The sequence below is a fragment of the Vibrio cyclitrophicus genome (genome assembly GCF_024347435.1).
GTDB lineage: Bacteria > Pseudomonadota > Gammaproteobacteria > Enterobacterales > Vibrionaceae > Vibrio > Vibrio cyclitrophicus.
The window spans coordinates 223,662-249,176 of record NZ_AP025480.1 but is presented as its reverse complement, the minus strand read 5'-3'; the positions used below and the strand labels follow the sequence as shown (position 1 = coordinate 249,176).

Annotated in this window: 24 protein-coding genes and 1 pseudogene; 15 read left to right on the top strand and 10 right to left on the bottom strand. The window is 44.1% G+C overall.

Annotated features, from left to right (window positions below; genetic code table 11):
* Positions 1–27 precede the first annotated feature (27 nt).
* The 3 genes from hslU to rraA all read left to right on the top strand — a co-directional run bounded on the left by hslU (position 28) and on the right by rraA (position 3,033).
* Positions 28–1,368 carry an HslU--HslV peptidase ATPase subunit gene (hslU, locus tag OCW38_RS01120; RefSeq protein WP_016767976.1) on the top strand — a complete coding sequence of 447 codons (1,341 nt, stop codon included), beginning with the start codon at positions 28–30 and terminating at the stop codon, positions 1,366–1,368.
* A 155-nt stretch (positions 1,369–1,523) separates the two neighbouring features.
* Positions 1,524–2,441, top strand: a complete 918-nt coding sequence (locus OCW38_RS01115) for a 1,4-dihydroxy-2-naphthoate polyprenyltransferase (RefSeq protein ID WP_261894816.1) — start codon at positions 1,524–1,526, stop codon at positions 2,439–2,441.
* 73 nt (positions 2,442–2,514) lie between these two features.
* A complete protein-coding gene (gene rraA / locus OCW38_RS01110; protein ID WP_010435359.1) occupies positions 2,515–3,033 on the top strand; it encodes a ribonuclease E activity regulator RraA in 519 nt (172 codons plus the stop codon).
* Positions 3,034–3,139: 106 nt separating this feature from the next.
* Here rraA and zapB read toward each other — a convergent pair whose 3' ends face one another.
* Positions 3,140–3,382, bottom strand: a complete 243-nt coding sequence (zapB, locus tag OCW38_RS01105) for a cell division protein ZapB (protein WP_010435362.1) — start codon at positions 3,380–3,382, stop codon at positions 3,140–3,142.
* A 324-nt stretch (positions 3,383–3,706) separates the two neighbouring features.
* Here zapB and glpX point away from each other — a divergent pair, with 324 nt between their 5' ends.
* The 3 genes from glpX to OCW38_RS01090 all read left to right on the top strand — a co-directional run bounded on the left by glpX (position 3,707) and on the right by OCW38_RS01090 (position 6,021).
* The gene (gene glpX / locus OCW38_RS01100) at positions 3,707–4,714 is read left to right on the top strand and encodes a class II fructose-bisphosphatase (protein ID WP_010435365.1); all 1,008 of its coding nucleotides are present in this window, start codon (positions 3,707–3,709) and stop codon (positions 4,712–4,714) included.
* Between the two features lie 178 nt (positions 4,715–4,892).
* The gene (locus OCW38_RS01095) at positions 4,893–5,519 is read left to right on the top strand and encodes a helix-turn-helix transcriptional regulator (protein WP_010435367.1); all 627 of its coding nucleotides are present in this window, start codon (positions 4,893–4,895) and stop codon (positions 5,517–5,519) included.
* 154 nt (positions 5,520–5,673) lie between these two features.
* A complete protein-coding gene (locus OCW38_RS01090) occupies positions 5,674–6,021 on the top strand; it encodes a DUF3135 domain-containing protein (RefSeq protein ID WP_010435369.1) in 348 nt (115 codons plus the stop codon).
* Between the two features lie 124 nt (positions 6,022–6,145).
* On the opposite strand, the pseudogene OCW38_RS01085 reads toward OCW38_RS01090, so the two are convergent.
* A pseudogene (locus OCW38_RS01085) lies at positions 6,146–6,442 on the bottom strand (group II intron reverse transcriptase/maturase); the annotation flags it as partial.
* A gap of 72 nt (positions 6,443–6,514) precedes the next feature.
* Here OCW38_RS01085 and OCW38_RS01080 point away from each other — a divergent pair.
* Positions 6,515–7,692 (top strand): IS3 family transposase gene (locus tag OCW38_RS01080; protein WP_102461597.1). Its coding sequence is split into 2 segments (ribosomal slippage): positions 6,515–6,773 and positions 6,773–7,692, totalling 1,179 coding nucleotides; the frame shifts between segments, so codons are not numbered across the junction.
* On the opposite strand, the gene ltrA is transcribed toward OCW38_RS01080, so the two are convergent.
* From ltrA to OCW38_RS01060, 4 genes are all read right to left on the bottom strand, one after another.
* Positions 7,611–8,690, bottom strand: coding sequence for a group II intron reverse transcriptase/maturase (gene ltrA / locus OCW38_RS01075; RefSeq protein ID WP_261894810.1), 1,080 nt, complete (start codon positions 8,688–8,690; stop codon positions 7,611–7,613). The genes OCW38_RS01080 and ltrA overlap by 82 nt on opposite strands.
* Positions 8,691–9,055: 365 nt before the next feature.
* Entirely contained in the window at positions 9,056–10,087 is a 1,032-nt protein-coding gene (locus OCW38_RS01070) for an IS110 family RNA-guided transposase (RefSeq protein WP_261894808.1), read from the bottom strand.
* Positions 10,088–10,814: 727 nt separating this feature from the next.
* Complete coding sequence (locus OCW38_RS01065) at positions 10,815–11,237, bottom strand: DUF805 domain-containing protein (protein WP_010435371.1); 423 nt, start codon at positions 11,235–11,237, stop codon at positions 10,815–10,817.
* 85 nt (positions 11,238–11,322) lie between these two features.
* A complete protein-coding gene (locus tag OCW38_RS01060; protein ID WP_010435372.1) occupies positions 11,323–11,670 on the bottom strand; it encodes a 5-carboxymethyl-2-hydroxymuconate Delta-isomerase in 348 nt (115 codons plus the stop codon).
* Between the two features lie 250 nt (positions 11,671–11,920).
* Here OCW38_RS01060 and tpiA point away from each other — a divergent pair, with 250 nt between their 5' ends.
* Positions 11,921–12,691 carry a triose-phosphate isomerase gene (gene tpiA, locus OCW38_RS01055; protein WP_010435373.1) on the top strand — a complete coding sequence of 257 codons (771 nt, stop codon included), beginning with the start codon at positions 11,921–11,923 and terminating at the stop codon, positions 12,689–12,691.
* A gap of 149 nt (positions 12,692–12,840) precedes the next feature.
* Here tpiA and pfkA read toward each other — a convergent pair whose 3' ends face one another.
* From pfkA to OCW38_RS01040, 3 genes are all read right to left on the bottom strand, one after another.
* Positions 12,841–13,803, bottom strand: coding sequence for a 6-phosphofructokinase (gene pfkA, locus OCW38_RS01050; RefSeq protein WP_004729705.1), 963 nt, complete (start codon positions 13,801–13,803; stop codon positions 12,841–12,843).
* Between the two features lie 315 nt (positions 13,804–14,118).
* Positions 14,119–15,027, bottom strand: coding sequence for a CDF family cation-efflux transporter FieF (gene fieF, locus OCW38_RS01045; RefSeq protein WP_016767974.1), 909 nt, complete (start codon positions 15,025–15,027; stop codon positions 14,119–14,121).
* 163 nt (positions 15,028–15,190) lie between these two features.
* Positions 15,191–15,700, bottom strand: a complete 510-nt coding sequence (locus tag OCW38_RS01040; protein ID WP_010435378.1) for a CpxP family protein — start codon at positions 15,698–15,700, stop codon at positions 15,191–15,193.
* Between the two features lie 178 nt (positions 15,701–15,878).
* Here OCW38_RS01040 and OCW38_RS01035 point away from each other — a divergent pair, with 178 nt between their 5' ends.
* The 4 genes from OCW38_RS01035 to OCW38_RS01020 all read left to right on the top strand — a co-directional run bounded on the left by OCW38_RS01035 (position 15,879) and on the right by OCW38_RS01020 (position 19,207).
* Positions 15,879–16,568, top strand: coding sequence for a response regulator (locus tag OCW38_RS01035; protein ID WP_010435380.1), 690 nt, complete (start codon positions 15,879–15,881; stop codon positions 16,566–16,568).
* Positions 16,568–17,950 (top strand): envelope stress sensor histidine kinase CpxA, encoded by a 1,383-nt coding sequence (gene cpxA / locus OCW38_RS01030; protein ID WP_010435382.1) that lies wholly within the window; start codon positions 16,568–16,570, stop codon positions 17,948–17,950. Before OCW38_RS01035 ends, cpxA begins: the two co-directional genes overlap by 1 nt.
* 76 nt (positions 17,951–18,026) lie before the next feature.
* Positions 18,027–18,644: a superoxide dismutase gene (locus tag OCW38_RS01025; RefSeq protein ID WP_016767973.1), complete on the top strand. Its 618-nt coding sequence runs from the start codon at positions 18,027–18,029 to the stop codon at positions 18,642–18,644.
* Positions 18,645–18,727: 83 nt separating this feature from the next.
* Positions 18,728–19,207, top strand: a complete 480-nt coding sequence (locus OCW38_RS01020; protein ID WP_010435387.1) for a tRNA (cytidine(34)-2'-O)-methyltransferase — start codon at positions 18,728–18,730, stop codon at positions 19,205–19,207.
* 205 nt (positions 19,208–19,412) lie between these two features.
* Here OCW38_RS01020 and OCW38_RS01015 read toward each other — a convergent pair whose 3' ends face one another.
* Positions 19,413–19,937, bottom strand: coding sequence for an FxsA family protein (locus OCW38_RS01015; protein WP_010435390.1), 525 nt, complete (start codon positions 19,935–19,937; stop codon positions 19,413–19,415).
* A 284-nt stretch (positions 19,938–20,221) separates the two neighbouring features.
* Between OCW38_RS01015 and aspA the strand changes: the two genes are divergently transcribed.
* The 3 genes from aspA (at position 20,222) to OCW38_RS01000 (ending at position 25,154) form a co-directional block, all read left to right on the top strand.
* Positions 20,222–21,673, top strand: coding sequence for an aspartate ammonia-lyase (gene aspA, locus OCW38_RS01010; protein ID WP_010435392.1), 1,452 nt, complete (start codon positions 20,222–20,224; stop codon positions 21,671–21,673).
* A 180-nt stretch (positions 21,674–21,853) separates the two neighbouring features.
* Positions 21,854–23,161, top strand: coding sequence for an anaerobic C4-dicarboxylate transporter (locus OCW38_RS01005; protein WP_016767972.1), 1,308 nt, complete (start codon positions 21,854–21,856; stop codon positions 23,159–23,161).
* Between the two features lie 544 nt (positions 23,162–23,705).
* Positions 23,706–25,154, top strand: coding sequence for a YfcC family protein (locus OCW38_RS01000; protein ID WP_016767971.1), 1,449 nt, complete (start codon positions 23,706–23,708; stop codon positions 25,152–25,154).
* The last annotated feature ends 361 nt before the right edge of the window (positions 25,155–25,515 follow it).

The following is a 25,515-nucleotide window of genomic DNA, read 5'->3' as shown; positions in this document are numbered from 1 at the left end:
CAGTGATTAAAGAATTAAGGAAAAACCATGTCTGAGATGACTCCTCGCGAAATTGTTCACGAACTCAATCGCCACATTATCGGCCAAGACAACGCTAAGCGTTCAGTTGCTATTGCCCTGCGTAACCGCTGGCGTCGTATGCAGCTTGAAGAAAGCCTGCGTGTTGAAGTATCACCAAAGAACATCCTAATGATTGGCCCAACGGGTGTAGGTAAAACTGAAATCGCTCGCCGCCTAGCGAAATTAGCAAACGCGCCTTTCATCAAGGTAGAAGCGACTAAGTTCACCGAAGTGGGTTACGTTGGTAAAGAAGTTGAAACCATCATCCGTGATCTAACGGACGTTGCGATCAAGATGACGCACCAACAAGCGATGGAAAAAGTACAATACCGCGCTGAAGAACAAGCTGAAGAACGCATTCTTGATGCCCTTCTACCACCAGCTCGTGATGCTTGGGGTCAGAATGAGCAATCAACTGAAGACACAACCTCTTCAAACACTCGTCAGATTTTCCGTAAAAAACTGCGCGAAGGTAAGCTAGACGACAAAGAGATCGAAGTTGATGTAGCGGCACCGCAAATGGGTGTTGAAATCATGTCACCTCCAGGTATGGAAGAGATGACTAACCAGCTACAAGGCATGTTCCAAAATCTCGCTGGCGACACCAAGAAAAAGCGTAAGATGAAAATCAAAGACGCATTCAAAGCACTGACAGAAGAAGAAGCTGCGAAGCTTGTGAACCAGGAAGAGCTAAAAGAGAACGCGATCTTCAACGCTGAAAACAACGGTATCGTGTTCATCGATGAGATCGACAAAATCTGTAAACGTGGTGACAGCTCAGGCCCAGACGTATCTCGCGAAGGTGTTCAACGTGACCTACTGCCTCTTATCGAAGGCAGCACAGTATCAACGAAACACGGCATGGTTAAAACTGATCACATCTTGTTTATCACATCAGGCGCATTCCAAGTGGCTAAGCCATCTGACCTGATCCCTGAGCTGCAAGGTCGTCTACCAATCCGTGTAGAACTTGAAGCGCTTTCTGCACATGACTTCAAACGAATTCTTACTGAGCCAAAAGCATCTTTAACAGAGCAATACATTGCCCTGATGAAAACAGAAGATGTGAGCATTGAGTTCACTGAAGATGGCATTAATCAGATTGCTGACGCGGCATGGCGTGTTAACGAAACCACGGAGAATATCGGGGCGCGTCGCCTACATACTGTTATGGAACGCCTAATGGATGAGATTTCATTCGACGCAACAGAAAAAGCCGGCAGCAAACTCGTCATTGATGAAGCTTACGTAACGTCGAAGCTCGGTGAATTCGTTGAAGACGAAGACCTAAGCCGCTTCATCCTGTAGCACACGAAACTCCAACTTATTGCTCTATCTCAAAGAAATAGCAGCTAATAAGCGAATTCAAGGCCCACTTTCGAGTGGGCTTTTTATTACTTGAAGAATGGGCGTATACTCAAATCACAGTTTGAAACGAAGACTTACAAAGAAATAGACCTACGATGAAACAATCTCTACTGATTTGGCTTGATGCCGCACGACCGAAAACTCTGCCTCTCGCACTCGTCTCTATTCTTACAGGAAGTAGTTTAGCGTTCTCCAGCGATCACTTTTCTTTATCGATAGCACTACTGGCTTTTTTAACCGCCACACTCTTACAAATTTTATCGAACCTAGCGAATGACTATGGCGATGCGGCTAAAGGCACCGACAACGAAAATCGTCTAGGACCAACACGCGCAATGCAATCTGGCGCGGTGAAGGCAACAACCATGAAGCAAGCGATCATCCTCAATATCGTGTTTACCGTTATCGCAGGGCTCATTCTGATTTTCCATGCGCTGACATCAATTGAAAGCATTCTGTCTTTCATCGCACTCGGCGTATTAGCGATTGTCGCGGCTATCGCATATACCGTAGGCAACAAACCCTATGGATATATTGGCCTAGGGGACTTATCTGTCTTTATCTTCTTTGGTTTGTTAGGTGTTTCTGGTACTTACTTCTTACACACTGGTCATGTTGAACCAAGTCTATTTCTTCCAGCGTTAGGCTGCGGAATGATGGCGGTTGCGGTACTCAATATCAATAACATGCGTGATATCGAAAACGACAGTGAATGCGGGAAACGCACCATGGCCGTTCGTCTAGGACAACGCAAAGCTAAGCAATACCACTTTGCACTTCTTGGATTGGCTCTCGCGTCTTTCGCTCTGTACCTACTCATTCAAGAAAAACCAGTCTGGATCAGTCTACCGTTTTTACTCAGCATTATTATTGTCTATAAGCATGGCAAGGCCGTGTGGGAAACAGAGAAGCCAGCACAAATAGCGCCGATGATGCCTGTCATTGTGAAATGCTCACTGGTCACTAACCTATTGTTTGCAGGGGTTGTCGTAGCTCAAACTCTACTGAGTTAATTGAGACTAATCATTGCAAAGGGATCAAGCACCGATATACTCAAACTAAGCTCATTGTTCAAAAGGTACGCAAATGGAATACAACACTTCAGCACTGTGCGACATATATCTGGATCAAGTGGATGTCGTGGAGCCAATGTTCAGCAACTTCGGTGGACGAGCATCCTTCGCCGGACAGATCACGACATTAAAGTGTTTTGAAGACAACGCTTTGATTCGCTCCGTATTAGAGCAAGATGGCTTGGGGCGAGTGTTGTTAATCGATGGTGGCGGCTCACTACGTAAAGCGCTGATCGATGCGGAGATAGCCCTACTTGCCGAAGACAATGAGTGGGAAGGTATTGTGGTTTACGGCTGTGTGCGTGAAGTCGATGAGCTTGAAGATATGAACCTAGGTATTCAAGCCCTAGCCTCTATACCTGTCGGCGCAAGCCAAGGTGGAGTAGGTGAGATTGATGTACCGGTTAACTTTGGTAGCGTGACCTTCTTACCGGAAGATTACCTCTACGCAGACAACACCGGCATCATCCTTTCTGCAGAGCCTCTGGATGTAGAACTTGATCTGGATGTTGAAGAAGAAGAGGTCGAGTAACTCAGCTTTGAATAATAAAACAAAGCATAAGAGTACGAAGCATTAGAACACAAACAAAAACGCCCGCTAATCAGTAGCGGGCGTTTTTTTAAATCCGAAGAGTCAATTACTCTACGTCATCCATTTTACCAAGAAGGTTACGGATACGATCTTGCCATGCAGAATGCTCTTCCTGCATTTGCTGAGTTTTTTGCTCTAGCTCATGACGACTTGCTTTAAGCTCACTAGCTTCAGTTGCTAGTGCTTGTTTCTCTTCTTTAAGCTCTTCCACTTCCATTTGAAGAAGTGCAATTGTATCTACTGCTGTTTGAATTTTTGCTTCTAGCTGCTCTAGTACTTCAAAAGACATTCTGGCCTACCTTTAAGTTATTCGTTTGATGGTGAAGGTTCACTCCACTTATTTCCCCATTCTACTCAGCAGAGCAAGGATAAACACTCAATATATTCGATATTTTGCGCCATTCGATGAAAAAAACAGCGCTTTTTACCGAATATTGACGTGAACTATTACCAACGCAACAACAGACTGATTATTTTGATGAATATTACCGGTTTTCGACCGCAAATTGATCAAGAGCAATCCCCAAAAAACAAAAAGGCAAACGTTTCCTTTTGGATATGGTAAAATTCGCCGCGAAATTTCTATTCCCCCTTTGAAAATTTTGGAGTCCGCATGAAACGCGATTTAGCAATGTCATTCTCTCGTGTCACAGAAGGTGCAGCACTAGCTGGTTACAAGTGGCTTGGCCGTGGCGATAAAAACGCTGCAGATGGCGCTGCTGTAGAAGTAATGCGTAGCCTATTAAACAAAACCGAAATTAGCGGTGAGATTGTTATCGGCGAAGGTGAAATCGATGATGCACCCATGCTATACATCGGCGAAAACGTAGGTGTAGGCGGCGACGCTGTCGACATCGCAGTTGACCCAATTGAAGGGACACGCATGACAGCAATGGGTCAATCAAATGCATTGGCAGTACTTGCTGCAGGCGAAAAAGGCAGCTTCCTTAAAGCGCCTGATATGTACATGGAAAAATTGGTAGTAGGCCCTGGCGCTAAAGGCGTGATTGACCTAGAGCTTCCATTGACCGAGAACCTCGAAAACATCGCTAAAGCATTAGGTAAAACACTCGATACTCTAGTAGTAACCACGCTTGCTAAACCTCGTCACGATCAAATCATCGCTGACATGCAAGCAATGGGCGTCCGTGTATTTGCAGTGCCTGATGGTGATGTTGCTGCTTCAATCCTAACGTGTATGCCAGATAGCGAAGTAGACGTCATGTACTGCATCGGCGGTGCACCTGAAGGTGTAGTTTCTGCTGCGGTTATTCGCGCACTAGACGGCGACATGCACGGCCGTCTTCTCCCTCGTCATGAAGTCAAAGGCGACACAGAAGAAAACCGTAAACACGGCGAAATTGAACTAGAACGTTGTGCTGAAATGGGCGTAACAGCGGGCATCGTGTTAAAAATGGAAGACATGGCGCGCAGCGACAACGTTGTATTCTCAGCAACAGGTATCACTAAGGGTGACTTACTAGAAGGTATTTCTCGCAAAGGTAATATCGCAACCACAGAAACACTGCTTATCCGTGGTCGCTGCCGTACGATCCGTCGTATCAAGTCTATCCACTATCTAGAGCGTAAAGACCCAGAAGTAGTGGGTCATATCCTGTAAACCTAAGCTCGGTTAAACAAAACATTCGAAGGCTGATACCAAGTATCAGCCTTTTGTTTTATGTCCTACGAGAATGGCACCATTTACAATCAATATAGTAAATGGTTATCAATATAGTAAATGGTTTGCTTTATAAACACCTTGCCCCATAATAGTAAGGTTCAGAGGTAGGGATAGTATGAAAACGAGCGACAAAATCTTACAAACCATTAAGCGTCAAGGCGCGGTAACCGCGAAACAATTGTCAGAAGAATTTGGCATGACGACAATGGGTGCAAGACAGCACCTGCAAAGTTTGGAAGATGACGGTATTCTTGCGTTTCATGACGTAAAAGTAAAAGTGGGACGCCCTACCCGCCACTGGTCTCTGACTCAGCAAGGGCATAGTCAATTCTCAGACCGACACGGTGAACTCACCATTCAGGTGATTGACGCTGTCGAAAACCTATTTGGCAAAGAAGGCTTAGCTAAAGTTGCAGCTGAACGTGAACAGCACACTCTTAAGCAATATCAAGCCGCTCTATCCGACTGTAATAATCTGATCAGTAAACTTGAAAAACTCACCCAACTTCGCGAAGAAGAAGGCTACATGGCAGAACTTCAAGAACAAGGTGATAACTATATCTTGATCGAAAATCACTGTCCTATCTGTAAAGCAGCGACTCGCTGTCCAAGCCTCTGTCAATCTGAGCTCAATGTATTTACTGAGTTACTCAAAGGTGAGTGTCATGTAAGCCGCACTGAACACATTATCGCTGGTGAGCGACGCTGTACTTATACTTTAACACCAGCACTTTTAACGTAGCCTCTGTATCAATACCAAGTCCAAGTCCAGCAGGCTGACGCCAAGTCATTGATCTTGTCTCAAGATTGAGAAAATACAAATTGATTAAAATTTGTACTAATTTATTTCTTAAGCTTAAAGCATATGAAACATGCTTAACGCTAAGGAAAGAAACATGGCATATCCACAGTCGGATCAAAAACTGCCCCCCTTTGACGAACTCGTCCAACTAGCGAAAAGTGATCCTGAAGCATTTAATCAATTCAAACATGATATGTGTGAACAAATGATTTGTTCTGCCTCTGAGGTGATGCAAGATCGACTTCGAGCCCAACAAAGTCACCTCGACTTAGTGGTCAGCCGTTGCAAGAATCCACACCATGCTAATGTTGTACTGATGCAAGAGCTACGCTGTCAGGTCTGTAAATTTCAAGATGCGCTTCAAGGCCGCTGTAGTTTTGAAGAGCCTGAATCTGAAAATGTGGTTCCTTTTAGGCCGAACACAGAACCGAAAATGTATTAAAAAATCGTTACTCAAACGCCCAAGCATCAGTAGCAAGATATTAGAGACCAAAAACATCGAGTAGGGTGAGGCGTTACCGCCTCATCCCTCTCACAGAACCGTACGTACGGACCTCGTATACGGCTCATGCACACTTCCATTCAGCATATTGGCTGAACACATACCCTGTCCTTATTGTCCCAAGATTTACCAATCCTTGGTCATTAAACCATTGATTTGGCATCGCATAGCTTGATAGTGGACTCGCTGCACTGACCCAACTTGTCATTGAGATATGCTGGAACGGCGGCTTATACCCTAACTGTTTTAACTTTCGATGTAAGCGTAGAGGCTTCTTCCAAAGTTTCAACTGGATACTACGCAGTCTTCTTCGTAGCCATCCTGCTAGTCTTGAGAACTCCCTGCGGCTATTGGTGATCCTTGTAGTGGTACGGTGAATTTGGTCACTTAGTTAGAGGTGATATCATCACCTCATAAGTTAACAGGTGACACTATGACAAAACGTACAAGACGACTATTTAGCGCAGAATTTAAGTTAGAAGCAGCTCAGTTAGTCCTAGACCAAAATTACTCAGTGACTGAAGCAGCCCAAGCCATGAATGTGGGCAAGTCCACGATGGATAAGTGGGTTCGCCAGCTTAGAGAAGAGCGCCAAGGAAAAACACCGAAAGCTTCACCGATGACCCCTGAACAAATAGAAATTCGGGAATTAAAAAAGAAGTTGGCTCGCCTTGAAGAGCATAATGAAATATTAAAAAAAGCCACGGCTCTGTTGATGTCGGACTCACTGAACAATTCTTGATAATCAAGAAACTCAAGCAGAGCTACAGCGTAAAAACATTATGCGAAGTCTTCAATGTTCATCGAAGTAGTTATCACTATTGGCTTAAACGCCCAACGGTAATTAACGCTGAAACAGTAAAATTGCGCAGCTTGGTCAGTGAGGCTCACGCTGCAAGCAATGGCTCTGCGGGAGCGAGAACCATTGCAGATATAGTCACAAATCAGGGGGGAAAGCTGAGCCGATACCGAGCAACAAAACTTATGAGAACGCTTGGTTTAGTGAGTTGCCAAGTGCCAAAACATCGTTACCGAAAGGCTTCACAAGAACATATTGACGTTCCAAATCACTTAGGTCGTCAGTTTGCGGTTACCGCCCCAAATGAGGTATGGGCTGGTGATGTGACGTATATTTGGACAGGTAATCGGTGGATGTATTTAGCCGTTGTTATCGATCTTTTTGCCCGAAAAGTGATTGGTTGGTCGATGTCTCTATCACCTGATTCTAGACTAACAGGCAAAGCTCTTTCGATGGCTTATGAGTCACGTGGTAAGCCTAAAGGTGTTATGTTCCATAGCGATCAAGGCAGTCATTATACTAGCCGTAAATACCGTCAATTGCTGTGGCGTTTTCAAATAAAACAGAGTTTATCTCGCCGAGGAAATTGTTGGGATAATGCGCCGATGGAGCGTTTCTTTAGAAGTCTGAAAACGGAATGGGTGCCAACTGTGGGTTATCGTAGCTTCGCTGAGGCTCAACAAGAGATTACCCGTTACATTATCGGATACTACTGCCAACTCAGACCACATCAGTATAACGGTGGTCTAACTCCCAATGAATCAGAACGATTATATTGGGAAAACTCTAAAACCGTGGCCAATTTTAGTTGACCACTACACCTGAAGTATTGGCTGAACCCTCTTAACACTGGGTTTAGATCTTTTATGACTTGCTCAAGTGGCTTACCGCACCCTCGCTTCGTCATTCGCTTTAACTTGCTTTTGAACACTTTCAGTTTTTTAGTTTGAATGCGGGTAAATTGACTCCCGATTTCTACACCTAAAAACTTCACGCCATCACTGCTGTGCGCTATATGTGATTTCGTCTGGTTCACTGTGAGTTTAAGCTCTCCTTCTAAGATCTTCGTCGCTTGTGCAAGGGCATTCTCTGACCCTGCCTTGCTACGACAGAAGATGAGTATGTCATCCGCATAACGAACAATCCTATGGCCACGCTTTCGCATTTCCTGATCGAACGCATCAAGGTAGATATTGGCTATCAAAGGACTGATAACACCACCTTGTGGACTTCCTAGCTCTGTCTCCTGCCAACTACCGTCTATCATCACCCCACTTTTTAGAAACTGTTTTATCAGCTCTAATACACTGCTATCTGTGACTCGTTTTCTGATGCTTTTGATAATCAACTCGTGGTCGAGTTTGTCAAAGCACTTCGACAAGTCCATATCTACAACGTGTTGTAACCCGTAACGCCGGATGAACATCGTGGATTTGTTGATTGCATCGTGACAGCTTCGATTCGGCCTATACCCAAAACTTGATGGGTGAAATTGCTCTTCGAAGATGGGGGTGAGGATATCGTTGAGCGCTTGTTGGACAACTCTATCCCTAACTGTTGGGATCCCGAGCAATCGCACCCCTCCGTCTTCTTTGGGTATCTCTACCCGTTTGACTGGCTGAGGTTTGTATTGCTTGGTTTTAAGTTCAGAGAGGAGTTGATCGAGGTTATCACTCAGATTTTCGGCGTAGTTGCTCAGGCTCTGCTCATCTATTCCAGCCGCGCCTTTCGCTTTCTTTACCTTTTTAAACCCTTTATACAGCCTCTCTTTGTTGAGTAGATGACCATATAAGCTGTAATAAACTCGCACTTTCTCTCCTTGGATTGTGTGCTGTGTGGGGACAGGTGTTTCATCTTCAGCGTGGGTGTTATTTCTCTCTGCTGTTCAGCCTTCTAGCTCAGTGGCAATTTACTGAAGTGAGTCAGAGTTACTCCCCTATACGTATATGGAATCCACGTATTTACAAAGTGATAACATAAATAAAAGTTAAGATGCGTTCGTATATTCGGCTTCTTATTGAAGGAGCTACCTTCTAGCCTTTGATGTTTGCGCACCTACTGTCCTTGTCAGTTTCTCAGCCTCTTAAAGCGTTACATAAAGGTCAGGTTTTCAGTAGGTTGGTCTTATCTTTTATGCATCATCATTTTGTAAAATATTAGAAATTGATTTATCGATTAATCGTTGAGTAATACTGGTTTATATTCGGTTTCATATCGAAGCATCGCCCATGCAGTGCGTACCACCTTGTTAGCTAGTGCTATGCAAGCTTTTTTGAAACCAATACGCTCAATGATACTCTTCAGCCAAGCGTCTTTCTGAGTTTTTGGCTTTTCGGGTAGCCGTCCAACATAGGACATGGCACCAAGATAAAGAAGAGAGCGTAGTTCCTTCACACCGCCGCATTTATCGATCCCAATCATAAATACCTTACCGCCCGAACTGTGTTGCTTTGGTGTAAGACCAACAAATGCAGAAGCTTGTCTTCCATTCTTGAACTGCTTTCCATCACCAAGAGTTGAATAGAGCATCGCAGCAGTTGTTTCACCAACACCTTCAATGTCCATTAATCGTTGGCACGGCTCTATCTGGCGGGTTAAAGCATTTTTCTCTTTTTCGAATGCGATGAGTTTTGCCTTCAGTTCCTTATATTGCTCCCACAACATAGACAGGACAGATACGACATTGGCTGGTATTGATGTTTCCCCATCGAGCACAGTTTGAACCGACGCTTTTAAACCTTTTTCACCCTTAGGGTTTGCTATCCCATAGCTTAAAATGGTGCCTCGAATGTGCTGCCCCAATGAAACAACACTGCGTGATAAGAAACGGCGACTGCTTTCTAAAGATTGCATAGATTGCTGTTCGAGAGATTTGGGTTGACTGTATTTGATACCGATTTGAAGAGCAGCATTAGCGATGGCGAGTGCATCATTATGATCTGTTTTATGACCTTCCAAATACCCTTTCACCTTCTTAGGGTTGATTACCCTAACTTCGTGGCCAAAACTTTCGGCTAATCGTCCCCAATAGTGGCTACCGCAACAACCTTCCATTGCAACGATAGAAGGTTTAGCCTTAACCAGAAACTCTTTCATTTTTTGACGGCTCAAAGGCTTGTTCGATAGTAGCTCACCGTGAACATTGATATGGCACGCTTGTAGAACATTTTTTGCTAAGTCGATAGCGATAACATTTTTAGTCAACATATTGGAACCCTCGTTATAACGTCGCTCTGCTAAGTGTAGACTGGCAGAGAGGGATTGGATTCCATACATCAGTTTCTTAGCGCAGTATCTTGCTTCCACAATCAACCAAACTAGGAATACCCCGATAGCGATTCGGTTTGGGTATCACTGAAAAAAAAAACATCTGTTCATCACAGACTTAAAGTGTACTTCCTCCCTTCGCAACACTGAGTGCTTTTGGCATTTCAGTGCTCCATCAGACTTGATGCTGCTGGTCAGCTAAGTTTTCTCCTCCACACCATTACTGGGCTTCTCTGGCTTAGCCTTACTCACTACTACGGATTCATCTGCCACCTCGCACCAACACACCTCTTAGCTTTCGCTTCGAGTTTGTGCTTCCAGACTGTCTGGATGTGGTGTCAGGCTTCCCCAGTTACTGCACTGGCTCCCTGTTAACAATGCCACCCTCAAGCACAGCATAGGTCTGACTGAGTATAGGGCTTCGCGCTATTTCGGACGCTTACCCACCTATGCTGCCGAAGCAGGTTTACTTGCGTTGTGTACTGCTAACTTCCTATCGCTTCCTTCAGACCCTGCCGTTAGCCAACAACGCCCTTGCGATTCGGATTATCTTCCCCTCAGTCGGGGTGATTCAGGTTTCTTTCAACCTGACGGGTTTGCCAGCTTCGCTGGGCAAACAAAAAAAGGGAGCACAATGCTCCCTTCTTATTTCTCAATCATTCAATCTTTACACTGGGTCGTCACCGTAATCATTACGGCCTTCAGTTCCCTTGAGCAATCCACATTCAATCAAAATCCATAAACCACATACTAATGCTGCAACCGTTGCTGCCATGTGAACTGGCGATACCGACTCTGTTGTCGTTGCGACCATTGGCGAAGCCAAACGCCCAAGCACCAGTGGCACGTTCAACAGCAACCAGTAGTTCGACTTATTGCGGTCGTGCCAGCGTTTAGCGGTAATTGCAAGATCTGGGATAACCAGCAACAGTAGGAAGATTGGTAGCAGGATATAGGAATATGCAGGGAACAGAACAGAAATACCGGAAGCAAAACCAGTAATCGCTACATAGTAGAAAACATTCCAAATCCAGTAAGTCTTACGACCAATTCTCCCTTTGAAAGAGAGCAGTAAATCTTTCATCGACATCTTAAAATACTCAAAAATTAATACGCTACCAAAAGTTAGCAGCAAATAGTTGGTTAATCACTTTTAGATCGTTGATTATTTTTAGCTAATTAATCACTTTCTGAAAGCAACTTTTATCCATATCTCGTATGTTGACCGTTAGGCTTCGGATATGGCTTGCCTGTTTTTGTAAGGTTTGCATTAACAGACGGGACAATTCTCTTTTTTGCTCTTCGGTACGCCCTGAAAGTAACTCAAAGCTAATATGAACAAAGTCCACATTATCTTCTTCATCACCGACTAGCCAGTTATGACAGCGCAGTGAACGAGACTTCACAGAAGGAACATCAAACAAACCACAGTTTAATGTAACTTGATGAAGATCTTCTAGTAAACCTTGGATATTCACACGCTCATCCACTGAATTTGAGTACTCTAGAACTAGGTTCGGCATTGTTACTTCCTTATTGTTAACGCAATCGTTTGTCCCTTAATAGCAACTAACGATGAAAAATCCGAGAAGTTAGCTATTATTCTGTCTGCCGGATCACTGATATTTGCTCAGAATCTACTCTGACCATTGAGTAAGATCCAAGAAAGTCATGACCACAGTCATGATCTGTTGATATTAATCTGTTATATTATTTCGTAATAAAGTTTACTTTTTTACATTCGATTTATTTAAATACTTTGGAGATATTCCTATGCGTCATCCTGTAGTTATGGGTAACTGGAAACTAAACGGCAGCAAAGAAATGGTTGTTGATCTACTAAACGGTCTTAACGCTGAACTTGAAGGCGTAACAGGCGTAGACGTAGCAGTTGCTCCACCAGCACTTTTCGTTGATCTTGCAGAACGTACGCTTACTGAAGCGGGCAGCGCAATCATCCTAGGTGCTCAAAACTCTGACCTAAACAACAGCGGTGCATTCACTGGCGACATGTCTCCAGCAATGCTTAAAGAGTTCGGCGCATCTCACATCATCATCGGTCACTCTGAGCGTCGTGAATACCACAACGAATCAGATGAATTCGTTGCTAAGAAATTCGCATTCCTAAAAGAGAACGGCCTAACTCCAGTTCTTTGTATCGGTGAATCTGAAGCACAAAACGAAGCAGGCGAAACTGTTGCAGTATGTGCTCGTCAACTTGACGCTGTTATCAACACTCAAGGTGTTGAAGCTCTTGAAGGCGCTATCATCGCTTACGAACCAATCTGGGCTATCGGTACTGGTAAAGCAGCGACAGCTGAAGATGCACAACGCATCCACGCTCAAATCCGTGCACACATCGCAGAGAAATCTGAAGACGTTGCTAAGAAAGTTGTTATCCAATACGGCGGTTCTGTTAAACCAGAAAACGCAGCAGCTTACTTCGCACAACCAGACATCGACGGTGCTCTAGTTGGCGGCGCAGCGCTAGACGCGAAAAGCTTCGCAGCTATCGCTAAAGCAGCAGCTGAAGCAAAAGCTTAATTTAAACGTCACCGTTTAGATTGAATGAAAGGTCAACTTAGGTTGGCCTTTTTTATTACCTGTCAGTTCTAAAGCCTCAAACAACAGGCACAAAAAAACCGCTGATAAATCAGCGGTTTTTAATATTTTAAGCGAACGCTAAGCGTTGCTTAGAACAACTCTTCTGCAACGCGGAATAGCTCAGAACGGTCTGGGTTCTGCATGTTCTCGATACAGTCGATGATGTCGTGGTGAACAAGCGCTTCTTTCTCAATACCAACACAACGACCACCGTGGCCTTCTTGAAGAAGGTGAACTGCGTAGTTACCCATGCGAGAAGCCAGTACACGGTCAAATGCAGTCGGGCGACCACCACGTTGGATGTGACCAAGAACCGTTGCACGAGTTTCACGACCTGTTGAAGCTTCGATCTCTTTCGCAAGTTCGTTCGCGTCCATCATAAGCTCTGTTAGAGCGATGATTGCGTGCTTCTTACCTTTCGCAATACCATCTTGGATATTGCTGATCAGCTGATCTTTATCTAAGCCAGTCTCAGGAGTGATGATGTATTCACAACCACCTGCAATTGCTGACATAAGCGTAAGGTCACCACAGTGACGGCCCATGATTTCAACAATAGAAATACGTTGGTGAGAAGAAGACGTGTCACGTAGACGGTCAATTGAGTCGATAACAGTGTTAAGCGCTGTTAGGTAACCGATTGTGTAATCAGTACCTGCGATATCGTTGTCGATAGTACCTGGAAGACCGATACATGGGTAACCCATCTCAGTCAGTTTCTTAGCGCCCATGTAAGAGCCGTCACCACCGATAACAACAAGTGCTTCGATACCGTGCTTTTTAAGGTTCTCAATGCCTTTCTCACGAACAGCAACATCTTTAAACTCAGGGAAACGTGCAGAACCTAAGAAAGTACCACCACGGTTGATCACGTCAGATACGCTTGAACGGTCAAGCTTTTCGATACGGTCTTCAACAAGGCCTTGGTAGCCATCGTAAATACCGTAAACTTCAATGCCAACTGATAGCGCTGTACGAACTACACCGCGAACTGCTGCGTTCATGCCTGGAGCGTCACCACCACTGGTCAAAACACCGATCTTCTTAATCATGCTCACCCTCGATTTTTGGGAATCTATTATTCAATTCTTATTCTTGCTGATTGTATATCAACAAGATTTTAAATCTATATTTGTGCGTTATGTTACATTTCCTCAACAGGAATAGCACTCAAATCGCGTAAAATTATGTAACATTTCTACTTCTGTAAGAGTATTACAGTTTTACTCAGTAACTTTGTTGATTCACATCAGAATCAACATTAATTGTTACTAAGGTGATTTTTGAATCACCTTTGAGTTAGTAATTTTTACTCACTCTAGTTCAAAAGCCGGCCACTTACCATTTGCTCTCAGCTTTATCACTCATTACCAAGAATGAAACTTCTGCTGTTTCTCTGGGCCAAATACCACCGAATACGGATCTTGATGAATTAATACATCAGCATCAGGAAAAACAGAGATAAGCTTGTCTTCTACTTCGTCAGAAATGCGATGCGCTTCAATAAGTGGGATATTATCTTCAAGCTCCAAATGCAATTGAATAAAGCGAATTGGGCCCGAACGACGCGTTCGTAATTGATGCACACCCAATACACCTTCGATACTCAACGACGTCTCTTTAATCTGTTTAAGCTCTTCATCCGGTAGCTTTCTATCAAGCAATGACTGAATCGCTTCATTTGCCATTTGATAAGCGCTGTAAAGAATGTAGATACCGATACCAATCGCGAATACCGAGTCCGCTTGCCCAATACCAAACCAGCTCAACGCCAATGCCAGCATAATGGCCGCATTCATATAGAGATCCGATTGATAATGCAGTGAGTCCGCCGCAATAGCCTGGCTACCGGTTTTTTTCACGACATGTTTTTGGAATCGAACCAAACCAAAAGTCATCACCATCGCGAATAAGCTGACGTAGATACCAATTTCAGGAGAGTTCAGTTCGTGAGGCCTAAAGAAGCGTTCAATACCATTAAGTATAAGGAAACAAGCGGAGCCGGAAATAAACATCGCCTGTGCTAGTGCTGCAAGAGATTCAGCTTTGCCATGACCAAAAGTATGTTCTTTATCGGCAGGCTGGAGAGAGTATCGAACGACGATTAGGTTCACGACTGACGCCGCAATATCTAACAAGGAATCAACCACGGAAGCCAACAGACTCACAGAGCCGGTCACCCACCATGCTGCGACCTTCACGATCAATAAAATTGTGGCGATGGTAGTGGCTGCCCAAGCGGCGAGCGTAACTAAACGTGCGTATTCTTGTTTCATAATTTGGCTATAAAATGACTGATAGCACAAAGTATAACCTGCAAACAATCAATTGAATATGACAGACATGATGTAAGAGATTCATTTTAAGGGATCAAAAAAAGCGGCACACGGCCGCTTTTTCACATTATTCTGGGGATTAAACACCAGATTAGATGAAAGACTATTTGTCTTTGTTCATGCGTTTTTCCATTTTGTCAGCGCACTTACTCATACGCTCTTGTTGGATCTCTTTCAATTGAGTTTTTTGCTCTGCTGTCAGAACGCTCATCATGTCGTGTTGTTTCTTCAGCATTGCGACACGACGTTCAGTTTGCTTAGCAACCATTTGGCTTGCTAGATCGTTTGCAGCGGCTTCATCGAAGTTGTCGGCCAATACTAGAGCTTGAACCTTTTCGTGATGCGCTTTCATTTGCGCCATTTTTGCCGTTTTGTTTGCACCGCGCTTTGCTTTCATCTCAGCACGGTCTGCTTCACGCATCTCTTTTAACTGTTCTTTTTGAGCGTCGGTTAGGTCTAGTTGGCGCATTACTTTTTTATCGAAACCGCCACACTTGTCGTGCATACCTTTGTGGTCACCTTTATCACCACCACCGTAAGCATACGCGCTTGCTGTACCAAAAATAAGTGGAAGTGCCGCAGCTGCTAGTACAAGTTTCTTAGTCATTTTCATAATTGTTGCCTCAATTCGGTATAATAAGTCATGTGTTGCGTCTGTTTCTCAGCGCTTGAATATAGATTAGTCTTTCCCTCGTAAAGTGACGTTTAGAAAGCGTAAAGAATCGTAAAGAGTGAAAGTTGACGAATAATTAGCAGTATTATTAACCTAACTAAATGATTAAGGCTTCCCAATGGCGAACATTCTTCTTATTGATGACGACACAGAGTTAACCAGCTTACTTAAAGACATTTTGAGCTTTGAGGGCTTCACTATCTCCGAAGCCAATGATGGCTATGCCGGGCTTGAAGCGATCAATGATGAGATTGATCTGGTCCTTTTGGATGTGATGATGCCGCGCCTTAATGGCATGGAAACGCTAAAAAAGCTGAGAGAAAATTGGGAAACGCCGGTACTAATGCTGACAGCGAAAGGCGAAGAAATAGATCGTGTTATTGGCCTTGAACTTGGTGCGGATGATTACTTGCCAAAGCCCTTCAGTGATCGAGAGCTGCTCGCTCGTATTCGTGCCATCTTGCGTCGTACGCAAACCAACACAGTGCCTAAAGCGGCCAGTGATAGGATTCAATACCAAGACATTGAAGTATTCCCTGGCAAACAAGAAGCTTATTGCAATGGTCAGATTATCGATCTCACCACTACCGAGTTCGCTCTCTTGAGTCACCTAATCCAGAACCCTGGACAAGTGATCACCAAAGAAGCATTGAGTTTAGACGTGTTAGGTAAAAGGCTAGCGGCGTTTGACCGTGCGATTGATATGCACATATCTAACCTGCGCAAGAAGATTCCAGAACGCAGCGACGGGAAATCTCGCATTAAAACCTTACGAGGTCGTGGCTACTTGTTAGTAGAGGAGGATTAATGCGTATACCTAAAATCACCAGCTTATATGGACGTATCTTTGCTATCTTTTGGTTCACCATGTTACTGGTGCTTTTGTCGGTGCTATCACTGCCACACTTAGATCCTCGAGTTGCTCGCGATGTACCGGTCGAGCACCTCAAGAAATTAGAACGCATTGCGAAAAGTACAGAGAAGCGATTCGCCAAAGAAGACAACTTAGGCAAGATTGTCTTCCAACTGGAAGGCCCAACCCGCAGCAGAAAAGACACACGCCCTCGGATGTATTTGACTGACCTTGAAGGCTCAGTACTAACGACTAAAAAGCATTCAGATTACAAAGTGAAAGCAATTCGCAATTTCGTGACTACGATTGATAACCCTGAAGTGCCAAAACAAAAGCTGTATGGGCATTACATGGTGGCAGGCCCAATCCCAGTTTCACTCGCCGGTGAAGACCTGATGATGTACATCGGAGTTAAATGGGATCAGCCACCACCATTTTTACTGCGACTGTTTGATAAACCATTACAGTTATTACTTGCCGTGATGCTGGCGAGTACCCCGCTGCTGCTTTGGTTAGCTTGGGCGCTAAGTCAACCAGCACGAAGGCTAGAACTTGCTGCACAACGCGTTGCTAAAGGTCAATTTGAGGTTGACCCTCAACTGGAAAAAGGCACATCAGAATTCAGACAAGCCGGTGAGAGCTTTAACCAGATGGTCGAAGCAGTAAACCAGATGATTTCAGGGCAGCAACGTTTATTGTCTGATATATCTCATGAATTACGTTCTCCACTCACTCGATTACGCATGGCGAATGCACTCGCCATTCGTAAGCAAGGCGACAGCCAAGAGCTAGAGCGTATCGATACTGAAGCGCAGCGTTTAGAACAGATGATCAGTGAACTTTTAACTTTGTCTCGTATGCAGGTCGATAGTCACATCACACGTGAAGTGCAACCCTTATCGAGCCTGTGGGAAGAGATCCTAAAAGACGCAGAGTTTGAAGCAGAGCAAATGGGCAAGCAGATGAGGTTTTCAAAAATTCCTAATCGTTCTATCTCGGGTAATCCGAAGTTATTGATGAGCGCGCTCGACAATATTACTCGCAATGCCATTTACTATGGTAGAGACCAAGTTGATGTTCAATTTAGTGTTCAACAAGACCAACTGACGATTTGCGTAAATGACAACGGTGAAGGCGTTCCTGATGACGAATTAGATTCAATTTTCCGACCTTTCTATCGTGTTTCAACGGCAAGAGATCGAAACTCAGGCGGAACAGGATTGGGGTTAACTATTACAGAAAGTGCGATTCGTCAACACAGTGGTTCGATCACAGCAAGCCGCAGTAAACTAGGTGGATTACAACTAGAGATCACTCTGCCAATCCTACCAGCGTAATACCCCTACAAAGATCACAGTTGATAATGATAGTTATTATCATTATGGTAAATCCTCTAATTAAGGAGGATTTACCATGTCACACTCTTTCCCAGATCTACCCTACGCTTACGATGCCCTAGAACCTTACATTGATGCAAAAACAATGGAAGTGCATTACAGCAAACACCATCGAACCTATTACGATAAGTTTATTACTGCGGTTTCTGGTAGCGAGCTTGAGCACCAGTCTCTCACCGAGATTTTCGCTAACATCTCTCAGCACAGTCCAGCCGTTCGTAACAATGGTGGCGGTTACTACAATCACATCTTGTATTGGAACTGCATGTCGCAAGACGGTGGGGGTGAACCTACGGGCGAACTAGGTGAAGCGATCAAAAGTACATTCGGAGATTTCAAAACCTTCCAAGACCAGTTTGCTCAAGCGGCAATCAATACCTTTGGTTCAGGCTTTGCTTGGTTGGTGGTGGAAAAAGGACAGCTGAACATCGTCTCGACCTCGAATCAAGACAACCCATGGATGGATACCATTGCCAGTAACGGAGAACCGGTTCTTGCGCTCGACGTTTGGGAGCACGCCTACTACATCAGCTACCAAAACCGTCGCCCTGATTACATCAATGCATGGTGGAACGTGGTGAATTGGAATGCGGTATCTGAAAACTACGCACAAGCACTAGCGAACCAAGCTTAAGCAAATGGTGACGGTGGCGAACTGTACTCACTCTGCTTGCCACCGTATACTCTGGCTATCTTTGATTATTCTTGTGAACCAACATGTTTGATATCGCTCTATACGAACCAGAAATTGCACCCAATACGGGTAACATCATCCGCCTATCTGCTAACTGTGGCGCGAACCTACACCTAATTGAACCGCTTGGTTTTGACTTTGAAGAGAAGAAAGTACGCCGTGCCGGTTTGGACTACCACGACCTAGCGCGAGTAAAACGCCACAAGAATCTAGAAGCCTTTCTTGAGTACTTAGAGAATGAACGTGAAGGTGACTTCCGTATCTTCGCATGTACCACAAAAACCACAGGCCACCACGTTGATGCTAAATTCCAACAAGGTGATGTATTGATGTTTGGCCCTGAGACACGCGGCCTACCTGCTGAGCTCATCGAAAGCATGCCAATGGAACAACGCATTCGTATTCCAATGATGCCAGATGCGCGCAGCCTAAACCTATCTAATGCTGTGGCAATCATTGCTTTTGAAGCATGGCGTCAAATGGGTTTCGAAGGCGCGGTATAACTGAGCGCTCAAACTTATTTGTTATCTGTTATCTGTTATCTGTTATCTGTTATCTGTTATCTGTTATCTGTTATCAATAATAAACAGTAAGTAACAACAAGCGACACGCAATAAAAAAGGCTCTTACCATTATCGCTTTCATGTGAAAGATAAAGGTAAGAGCCTTTTCTGTTTTTCCCTCTATATAAAGAAGAGAGAAAACGGATTAGTTTAGTCGGTTACGATCGTTGTCGTCGTCTTTCTTTTCAAACTCACCCTCAAAGGTGTTGCCGTCTTTTGATTGATCAGATGGATCTCGATTGAATGGGTCTTGTCCAAATGGGCTCTGCCCAAAACCACCTTGTCCACCTGCTTGGAAACCACCAGACATATTGGTAACCACCATTTTTTCCATCATTTTCTTAGCAATCATCGCTCTTGGTGCAGGCAGTAATACCAACATACCAAGTGCATCCGTCATAAAGCCCGGAGTCAGCAGCAATACGCCTGCAACCGCAAGCATCACGCCTTCAAGAATCTGTTGAGCTGGCATTTCGCCTTGTTGTAATCGGCCTTGAACAGACATTAATGTTTGAATGCCTTGGCTACGAACAAGTGATGCACCGACAAATGCAGTGATCAGAACCAACGCAATCGTTGGCCACAACCCTAAGAAGCCACCAACTTGAATAAATAGTCCAATCTCAATGATCGGTACGAAGATAAATAGTAATAATAAGATAGGAAACACACGCACTCCTTTGTTACATCCAGTTTACGCTGAAAGCCCTACCAATCTCAAATTTATCCTGTAAATAAGCGTGTTTATTGACCCGGAATAAGTTTGCTAAATATTGACGAAACAAAAACGAAAAAGGTGATCAACTTACTATTTTTATGCGCTAAGTACAGTATCATGTGCCACATAAGTCAGGACGGATTTATCAGCCCAATATTCTAGCGAACGGAGTATTTGCACACAGAATAGGCTAATAACTAACTATATAATCAGAATAATTATCTAAGGATCCTGTTATGGCTACTCTATCAGAAGCTCAAGTTGATGCTCCTCAAGCTACTCGTCTCGAAGAAGATCTTTTAGGTCAACGTCATGTTCCAGCTGATGCTTACTACGGCATCCACACCCTACGCGCAGTTGAAAACTTCAACATCTCAAATGTAACGATCTCAGATGTACCTGAATTCGTTCGCGGTATGGTGATGACTAAAAAAGCTGCGGCTTTAGCAAACAAAGAGTTAGGTGTAATTCCAAGCGAAGTGGCTAAATACATCATTCAAGCTTGTGACCTAATTCTAGATACTGGCAAGTGTATGGATCAATTCCCATCGGATGTATTCCAAGGTGGTGCAGGTACTTCTGTAAACATGAACGCAAACGAAGTGGTTGCGAACGTGGCACTTGAACTTATGGGCAAAGAAAAAGGTCAATACGAGTTCATCAACCCAAATGACCATGTAAACCGCAGCCAATCGACAAACTGCGCCTACCCAACGGGCTTCCGTATCTCTGTTTACAACAGCGTACTGAAACTGATCGATGCGATTGAATACCTAAAAGGTGCATTCGAACTTAAGAGCCAAGAATTCAACACCATCCTGAAAATGGGTCGTACTCAACTTCAGGATGCAGTTCCAATGACGGTTGGCCAAGAGTTCCACGCTTGGGCGGTAACCATCAATGAAGAAATCAAAAACCTAGAATACACTTCAAAACTACTGCTTGAAGTTAACCTAGGCGCAACAGCTATCGGTACTGGTCTGAACGCAGCACCGGGTTACCAAGGTCTAGCAGTTAAACACCTAGCTGAAGTAACTGGCCTAGAATGTGTTCCTGCGGAAGACCTAATCGAAGCAACATCTGACTGTGGTGCCTACGTAATGACGCACGGCGCACTTAAACGCTTAGCGGTTAAGCTGTCTAAAATTTGTAACGATTTGCGTCTGCTTTCTTCAGGTCCACGCACTGGTTTCAACGAGCTAAACCTACCGGAACTGCAAGCGGGTTCTTCAATCATGCCTGCTAAAGTAAACCCAGTTGTACCTGAAGTAGTGAACCAAGTTTGCTTTAAAGTTCTAGGTAACGACAACACGGTTTCTTTCGCTGCAGAAGGCGGTCAACTTCAACTGAACGTAATGGAACCCGTTATTGCACAAAGCATGTTTGAGTCTCTAGACATTCTAACTAATGCATGTGTGAACCTACGCGACAAGTGTGTAGACGGCATTACGGTCAACAAAGAAGTGTGTGAATCTCACGTATTTAACTCTATCGGTATCGTGACTTACCTAAACCCATACATTGGCCACCACGAAGGTGACATCGTTGGTAAGATCTGTGCTGAGACAGGTAAGAGCGTTCGTGACGTGGTTCTAGAGCGTGGTTTATTAACCGAAGAAGAACTTGATGACATTTTCTCTGTTGAAAATTTGATGCATCCTCAGTATAAAGCAAAACGCTACGAGTAAATCTAGCAAATAGGGCTCCAAACGGAGCCCTTTTTTAGGCTCCAATACGGTTAACCATGTTTATTTTGTGGGCTTATGTTGGTTGCACTTTTGCTCAATAGAATCTAAACAATAGAACTATTATGTGAACATTCCATCGGTGAATGTTCACATAATAAAATCTAAAATGAGGTGTTACTTATGATTGCAGTAGAACTATTTGTCGTCCTACTCTTTATCTTTTTGGGGGCTAGAATTGGCGGTATCGGTATCGGTTTTGCCGGTGGTGCTGGTGTTATTGCCCTTTCACTTATTCTTGGTGTTCCAACAAGCCAATCTTTCATTCCGATCGATGTCATCTTGATCATCATGTCGGTAATCACTGCAATTGCTGCGATGCAAGTTGCCGGTGGTATGGATTGGTTAGTACAAATTGCAGAAAACTTTTTACGTAAACATCCTGAACGCATTACCTTCTATGCGCCTATCGTTACTTTTGTAATGACATTAATGGCAGGTACAGGTCACACAGCATTCTCTACACTGCCTGTTATCGCTGAAGTAGCGAAGGGCCAAGGTGTTCGTCCTTCTCGTCCTCTTTCTATTGCAGTTGTGGCATCTCAAATTGCTATCACAGCTTCGCCAATTTCGGCAGCAGTTGTGGCTTTCGCTGCGATGCTTGCACCATTTGGTGTTGATTACCTAACGCTACTCATGGTTTGTATCCCAACAACCTTCATCGCTTGTATGGTTGGTGCGGTTGTTGCTAACTACATGGGTAGCGAACTGAAAGACGATCCAGTTTACCAAGAGCGTCTTGAGAAAGGTCTAATCAAGCTAGCAACTGAAGAGAAACGCGAAATTCTACCAACGGCAAAGAGAGCGACTTACATCTTTCTAGCAGCGATTGGTTTTGTGGTTTGCTACGCAGCGGCTATCTCTAGCTCTGTCGGCCTAATTGAAAACCCAGCTCTAGGCCGTAACGAAGCGATCATGTCTGTGATGCTGGCAGCAGCAGCGGCAATTGTTATGTTCACTAAAATTGATGCTGCGAAGATTTCTTCTGCACCAACATTCCGCTCAGGTATGACAGCATGTGTATGTGTACTGGGTGTGGCCTGGTTAGGTTCAACGTTTGTAAACGCACACGTTGCTGAGATCAAAGACGTAGCAGGCGCTCTATTGGCTGACTACCCGTGGATGCTAGCGCTTGTTCTGTTCTTCGCTTCTATGCTGCTTTATTCTCAAGGTGCAACAACGGTTGCACTGATGCCTGCCGCTCTGGCGATTGGCGTGGCACCATTAACAGCTGTCGCTTCTTTTGCTGCAGTAAGTGCGTTGTTCGTACTTCCAACTTACCCAACGCTACTGGCAGCAGTTGAGATGGACGACACAGGTTCAACGCGTATTGGTAAGTATGTATTTAACCACCCATTCTTCATTCCTGGTGTGGCAACAATCAGTACTGCGGTAGCACTCGGCTTCGCATTCGGCGGTCTGTTTATCTAACATTCGCTGATGATTAAAACTTTAAAAGGAAGCTTCGGCTTCCTTTTTTGTTTTCTACTCAATGTGTTATTTGATACACATCAAATAACTATTATAAACTTTAAAATCCGCCCAAAAATAAAATTTGAATAAAATTCCAAGATTATTCAACCCAACTAATAACAACACTTACCAAATCAATCCCCCCTCGCTTCCACCTAATCCACATCGAATATTAATCCAAGCTAACTAACCAAAAAACCTTGCTGCTTTTATGCCACTTTCAAGCCATCTTATTGGCCACTATTTTTGTGAACAGCACCAAACTTAAATGCTTACTTAAGGCATAAAATAACCGTAGTTAAATTGGATCTATATTCATTCGGACATGTAAATATATAAACATTTTTAGTTTAAATTCGGAAGTTTTATATAGTTAACTGCTTAATAATGGCAATAGTTTTATATCTTTGAATACTTTATAAATGTCACTGTGTTTACAATCTATAAATCATTAGTCGCTAATTCACATCAATTCTATTTAAGATGGTGTAAGGAGATAGCTATGACGACTCAGACGATACCAAGCGAAACAAAAAAGGGTGGCTTCTTTGCCAACTTTAAATTCCCTTCTGCCTACACCATTCTATTTATTCTAATTGCATTCGTAGCCCTGCTTACCTGGGTTGTTCCAGCAGGCCAATACGACCGAGCAATGAATGAAGAGTTAGGTCGAGAAGTACCGGTAACCGGCACCTATCAAGCAGTAGAAGGTAATCCTCAAGGTGTGATTGACGTACTACTCGCGCCTATTGACGGTTTCTACGACCACAATAGCTATGAAGCTGCAGCAATCGACGTTTCACTGTTCATCTTAATCATTGGTGGCTTCTTAGGGCTAGTAACCAAAACTGGCGCCATTGATGCCGGTATCGAACGCGTCACCGCCCGCCTAGAAGGGCGAGAAGAGTTGATGATACCGATACTGATGGCATTGTTTGCTGCTGGCGGTACCGTTTACGGCATGGCGGAAGAATCACTGCCATTCTATACATTGCTAGTGCCTGTAATGATGGCGGCGCGTTTTGACCCGCTTGTCGCCGCTGCGACCGTACTGCTTGGCGCAGGGATTGGGGTGCTAGGTTCCACCATTAACCCATTCGCAACCGTGATCGCTGCCAACGCCTCTGGTATCCCATTTACTGACGGTATCGTGCTGCGTATTGCCATGTTGATTATTGGTTGGGTTATTTGTGTCGCTTACGTCATGCGCTACGCCAGAATGGTTCAAGCAGATCCTTCGAAATCCATTGTGTTCGACAAATACGAAGAGAACAAAGCGCACTTCTTAGGTAATGCGAGCGGCGAAAAACTTGAATTCACCATGACTCGTAAACTGATTCTGACTATTTTTGGTGGCTCGTTCGCTGTGATGATTTACGGCGTATCCGTTGCTGGATGGTGGATGGCTGAAATCTCAGCGATGTTCCTAGCTGCAACTATTATCGTTGGTATTGTGGCTCGCATGAGCGAAGAAGAGTTTACCACGAGCTTCATTGACGGTGCCCGTGATCTACTGGGTGTTGCGCTTATCATAGGTATTGCACGTGGTATCGTGGTCGTAATGGACCGCGGTATGATCACCGATACAATTCTATTCTCTGCAGAACAAATGGTTACCGGACTTTCTTCAGTTATCTTTATTAACGTGATGTTCTTCTTAGAAATTCTATTGTCATTCTTAGTGCCATCGACCTCTGGCTTAGCGGTACTCACCATGCCAATCATGGCACCACTGGCTGACTTTGCAGGTGTAGGTCGAGACCTAGTGATTACCGCTTACCAATCCGCATCAGGCTTGGTAAACCTAATCACCCCAACCTCTGCGGTTGTGATGGGTGGCTTAGCGATTGCTCGCGTTCCATATGTACGCTGGGTTAAATGGGTGATGCCATTAGTCGGCATCTTAATGGTATTTTGTATTGTGGTACTGAGTATTGGTGCTCTGATCTAACTCAAAACGCTTCACTCTGTTCTCATCCAAAGCCGCTTCCCATAGCGGCTTTTTTATTAATCCCTCTCCCAATGTGACCCTCTGCTGCTAAAATAGGTCCTCAAAGCCATACACGCGACATTCAAGACACCTCCTGCTCCTACTAAGGCTCAGCGTAACCAAAAGTACTCATCACTAAAGAAACACCCTACTTATAGACATCAAATTAGCTTGATGAAATAACACTCAATTAGCAGCCATGATATTTATCCAGATAGTTAGTCACTTATTAGAGCTAATTATATTTAAAGTAATTTACAGTCTAATAAACAGACGAGGATTAACGCTCTTTTTTATCAAAAAACACACTTAAACAGACGAT

Excerpts from the sequence above, each read along its gene's own strand:
- OCW38_RS01000 (WP_016767971.1), top strand. The coding sequence starts at position 23,706 with ATGACGACTCAGACGATACCAAGCGAAACAAAAAAGGGTGGCTTCTTT.
- OCW38_RS01090 (WP_010435369.1), top strand. The coding sequence starts at position 5,674 with ATGGCATATCCACAGTCGGATCAAAAACTGCCCCCCTTTGACGAACTC.
- aspA (WP_010435392.1), top strand. The coding sequence starts at position 20,222 with ATGGCTACTCTATCAGAAGCTCAAGTTGATGCTCCTCAAGCTACTCGT.
- glpX (WP_010435365.1), top strand. The coding sequence starts at position 3,707 with ATGAAACGCGATTTAGCAATGTCATTCTCTCGTGTCACAGAAGGTGCA.
- OCW38_RS01095 (WP_010435367.1), top strand. The coding sequence starts at position 4,893 with ATGAAAACGAGCGACAAAATCTTACAAACCATTAAGCGTCAAGGCGCG.
- rraA (WP_010435359.1), top strand. The coding sequence starts at position 2,515 with ATGGAATACAACACTTCAGCACTGTGCGACATATATCTGGATCAAGTG.
- OCW38_RS01070 (WP_261894808.1), bottom strand. The coding sequence starts at position 10,087 with ATGTTGACTAAAAATGTTATCGCTATCGACTTAGCAAAAAATGTTCTA.
- cpxA (WP_010435382.1), top strand. The coding sequence starts at position 16,568 with ATGCGTATACCTAAAATCACCAGCTTATATGGACGTATCTTTGCTATC.
- OCW38_RS01035 (WP_010435380.1), top strand. The coding sequence starts at position 15,879 with ATGGCGAACATTCTTCTTATTGATGACGACACAGAGTTAACCAGCTTA.
- OCW38_RS01115 (WP_261894816.1), top strand. The coding sequence starts at position 1,524 with ATGAAACAATCTCTACTGATTTGGCTTGATGCCGCACGACCGAAAACT.
- OCW38_RS01065 (WP_010435371.1), bottom strand. The coding sequence starts at position 11,237 with ATGTCGATGAAAGATTTACTGCTCTCTTTCAAAGGGAGAATTGGTCGT.
- OCW38_RS01005 (WP_016767972.1), top strand. The coding sequence starts at position 21,854 with ATGATTGCAGTAGAACTATTTGTCGTCCTACTCTTTATCTTTTTGGGG.
- pfkA (WP_004729705.1), bottom strand. The coding sequence starts at position 13,803 with ATGATTAAGAAGATCGGTGTTTTGACCAGTGGTGGTGACGCTCCAGGC.
- OCW38_RS01025 (WP_016767973.1), top strand. The coding sequence starts at position 18,027 with ATGTCACACTCTTTCCCAGATCTACCCTACGCTTACGATGCCCTAGAA.
- tpiA (WP_010435373.1), top strand. The coding sequence starts at position 11,921 with ATGCGTCATCCTGTAGTTATGGGTAACTGGAAACTAAACGGCAGCAAA.
- hslU (WP_016767976.1), top strand. The coding sequence starts at position 28 with ATGTCTGAGATGACTCCTCGCGAAATTGTTCACGAACTCAATCGCCAC.
- zapB (WP_010435362.1), bottom strand. The coding sequence starts at position 3,382 with ATGTCTTTTGAAGTACTAGAGCAGCTAGAAGCAAAAATTCAAACAGCA.
- fieF (WP_016767974.1), bottom strand. The coding sequence starts at position 15,027 with ATGAAACAAGAATACGCACGTTTAGTTACGCTCGCCGCTTGGGCAGCC.
- OCW38_RS01020 (WP_010435387.1), top strand. The coding sequence starts at position 18,728 with ATGTTTGATATCGCTCTATACGAACCAGAAATTGCACCCAATACGGGT.
- OCW38_RS01060 (WP_010435372.1), bottom strand. The coding sequence starts at position 11,670 with ATGCCGAACCTAGTTCTAGAGTACTCAAATTCAGTGGATGAGCGTGTG.
- OCW38_RS01040 (WP_010435378.1), bottom strand. The coding sequence starts at position 15,700 with ATGAAAATGACTAAGAAACTTGTACTAGCAGCTGCGGCACTTCCACTT.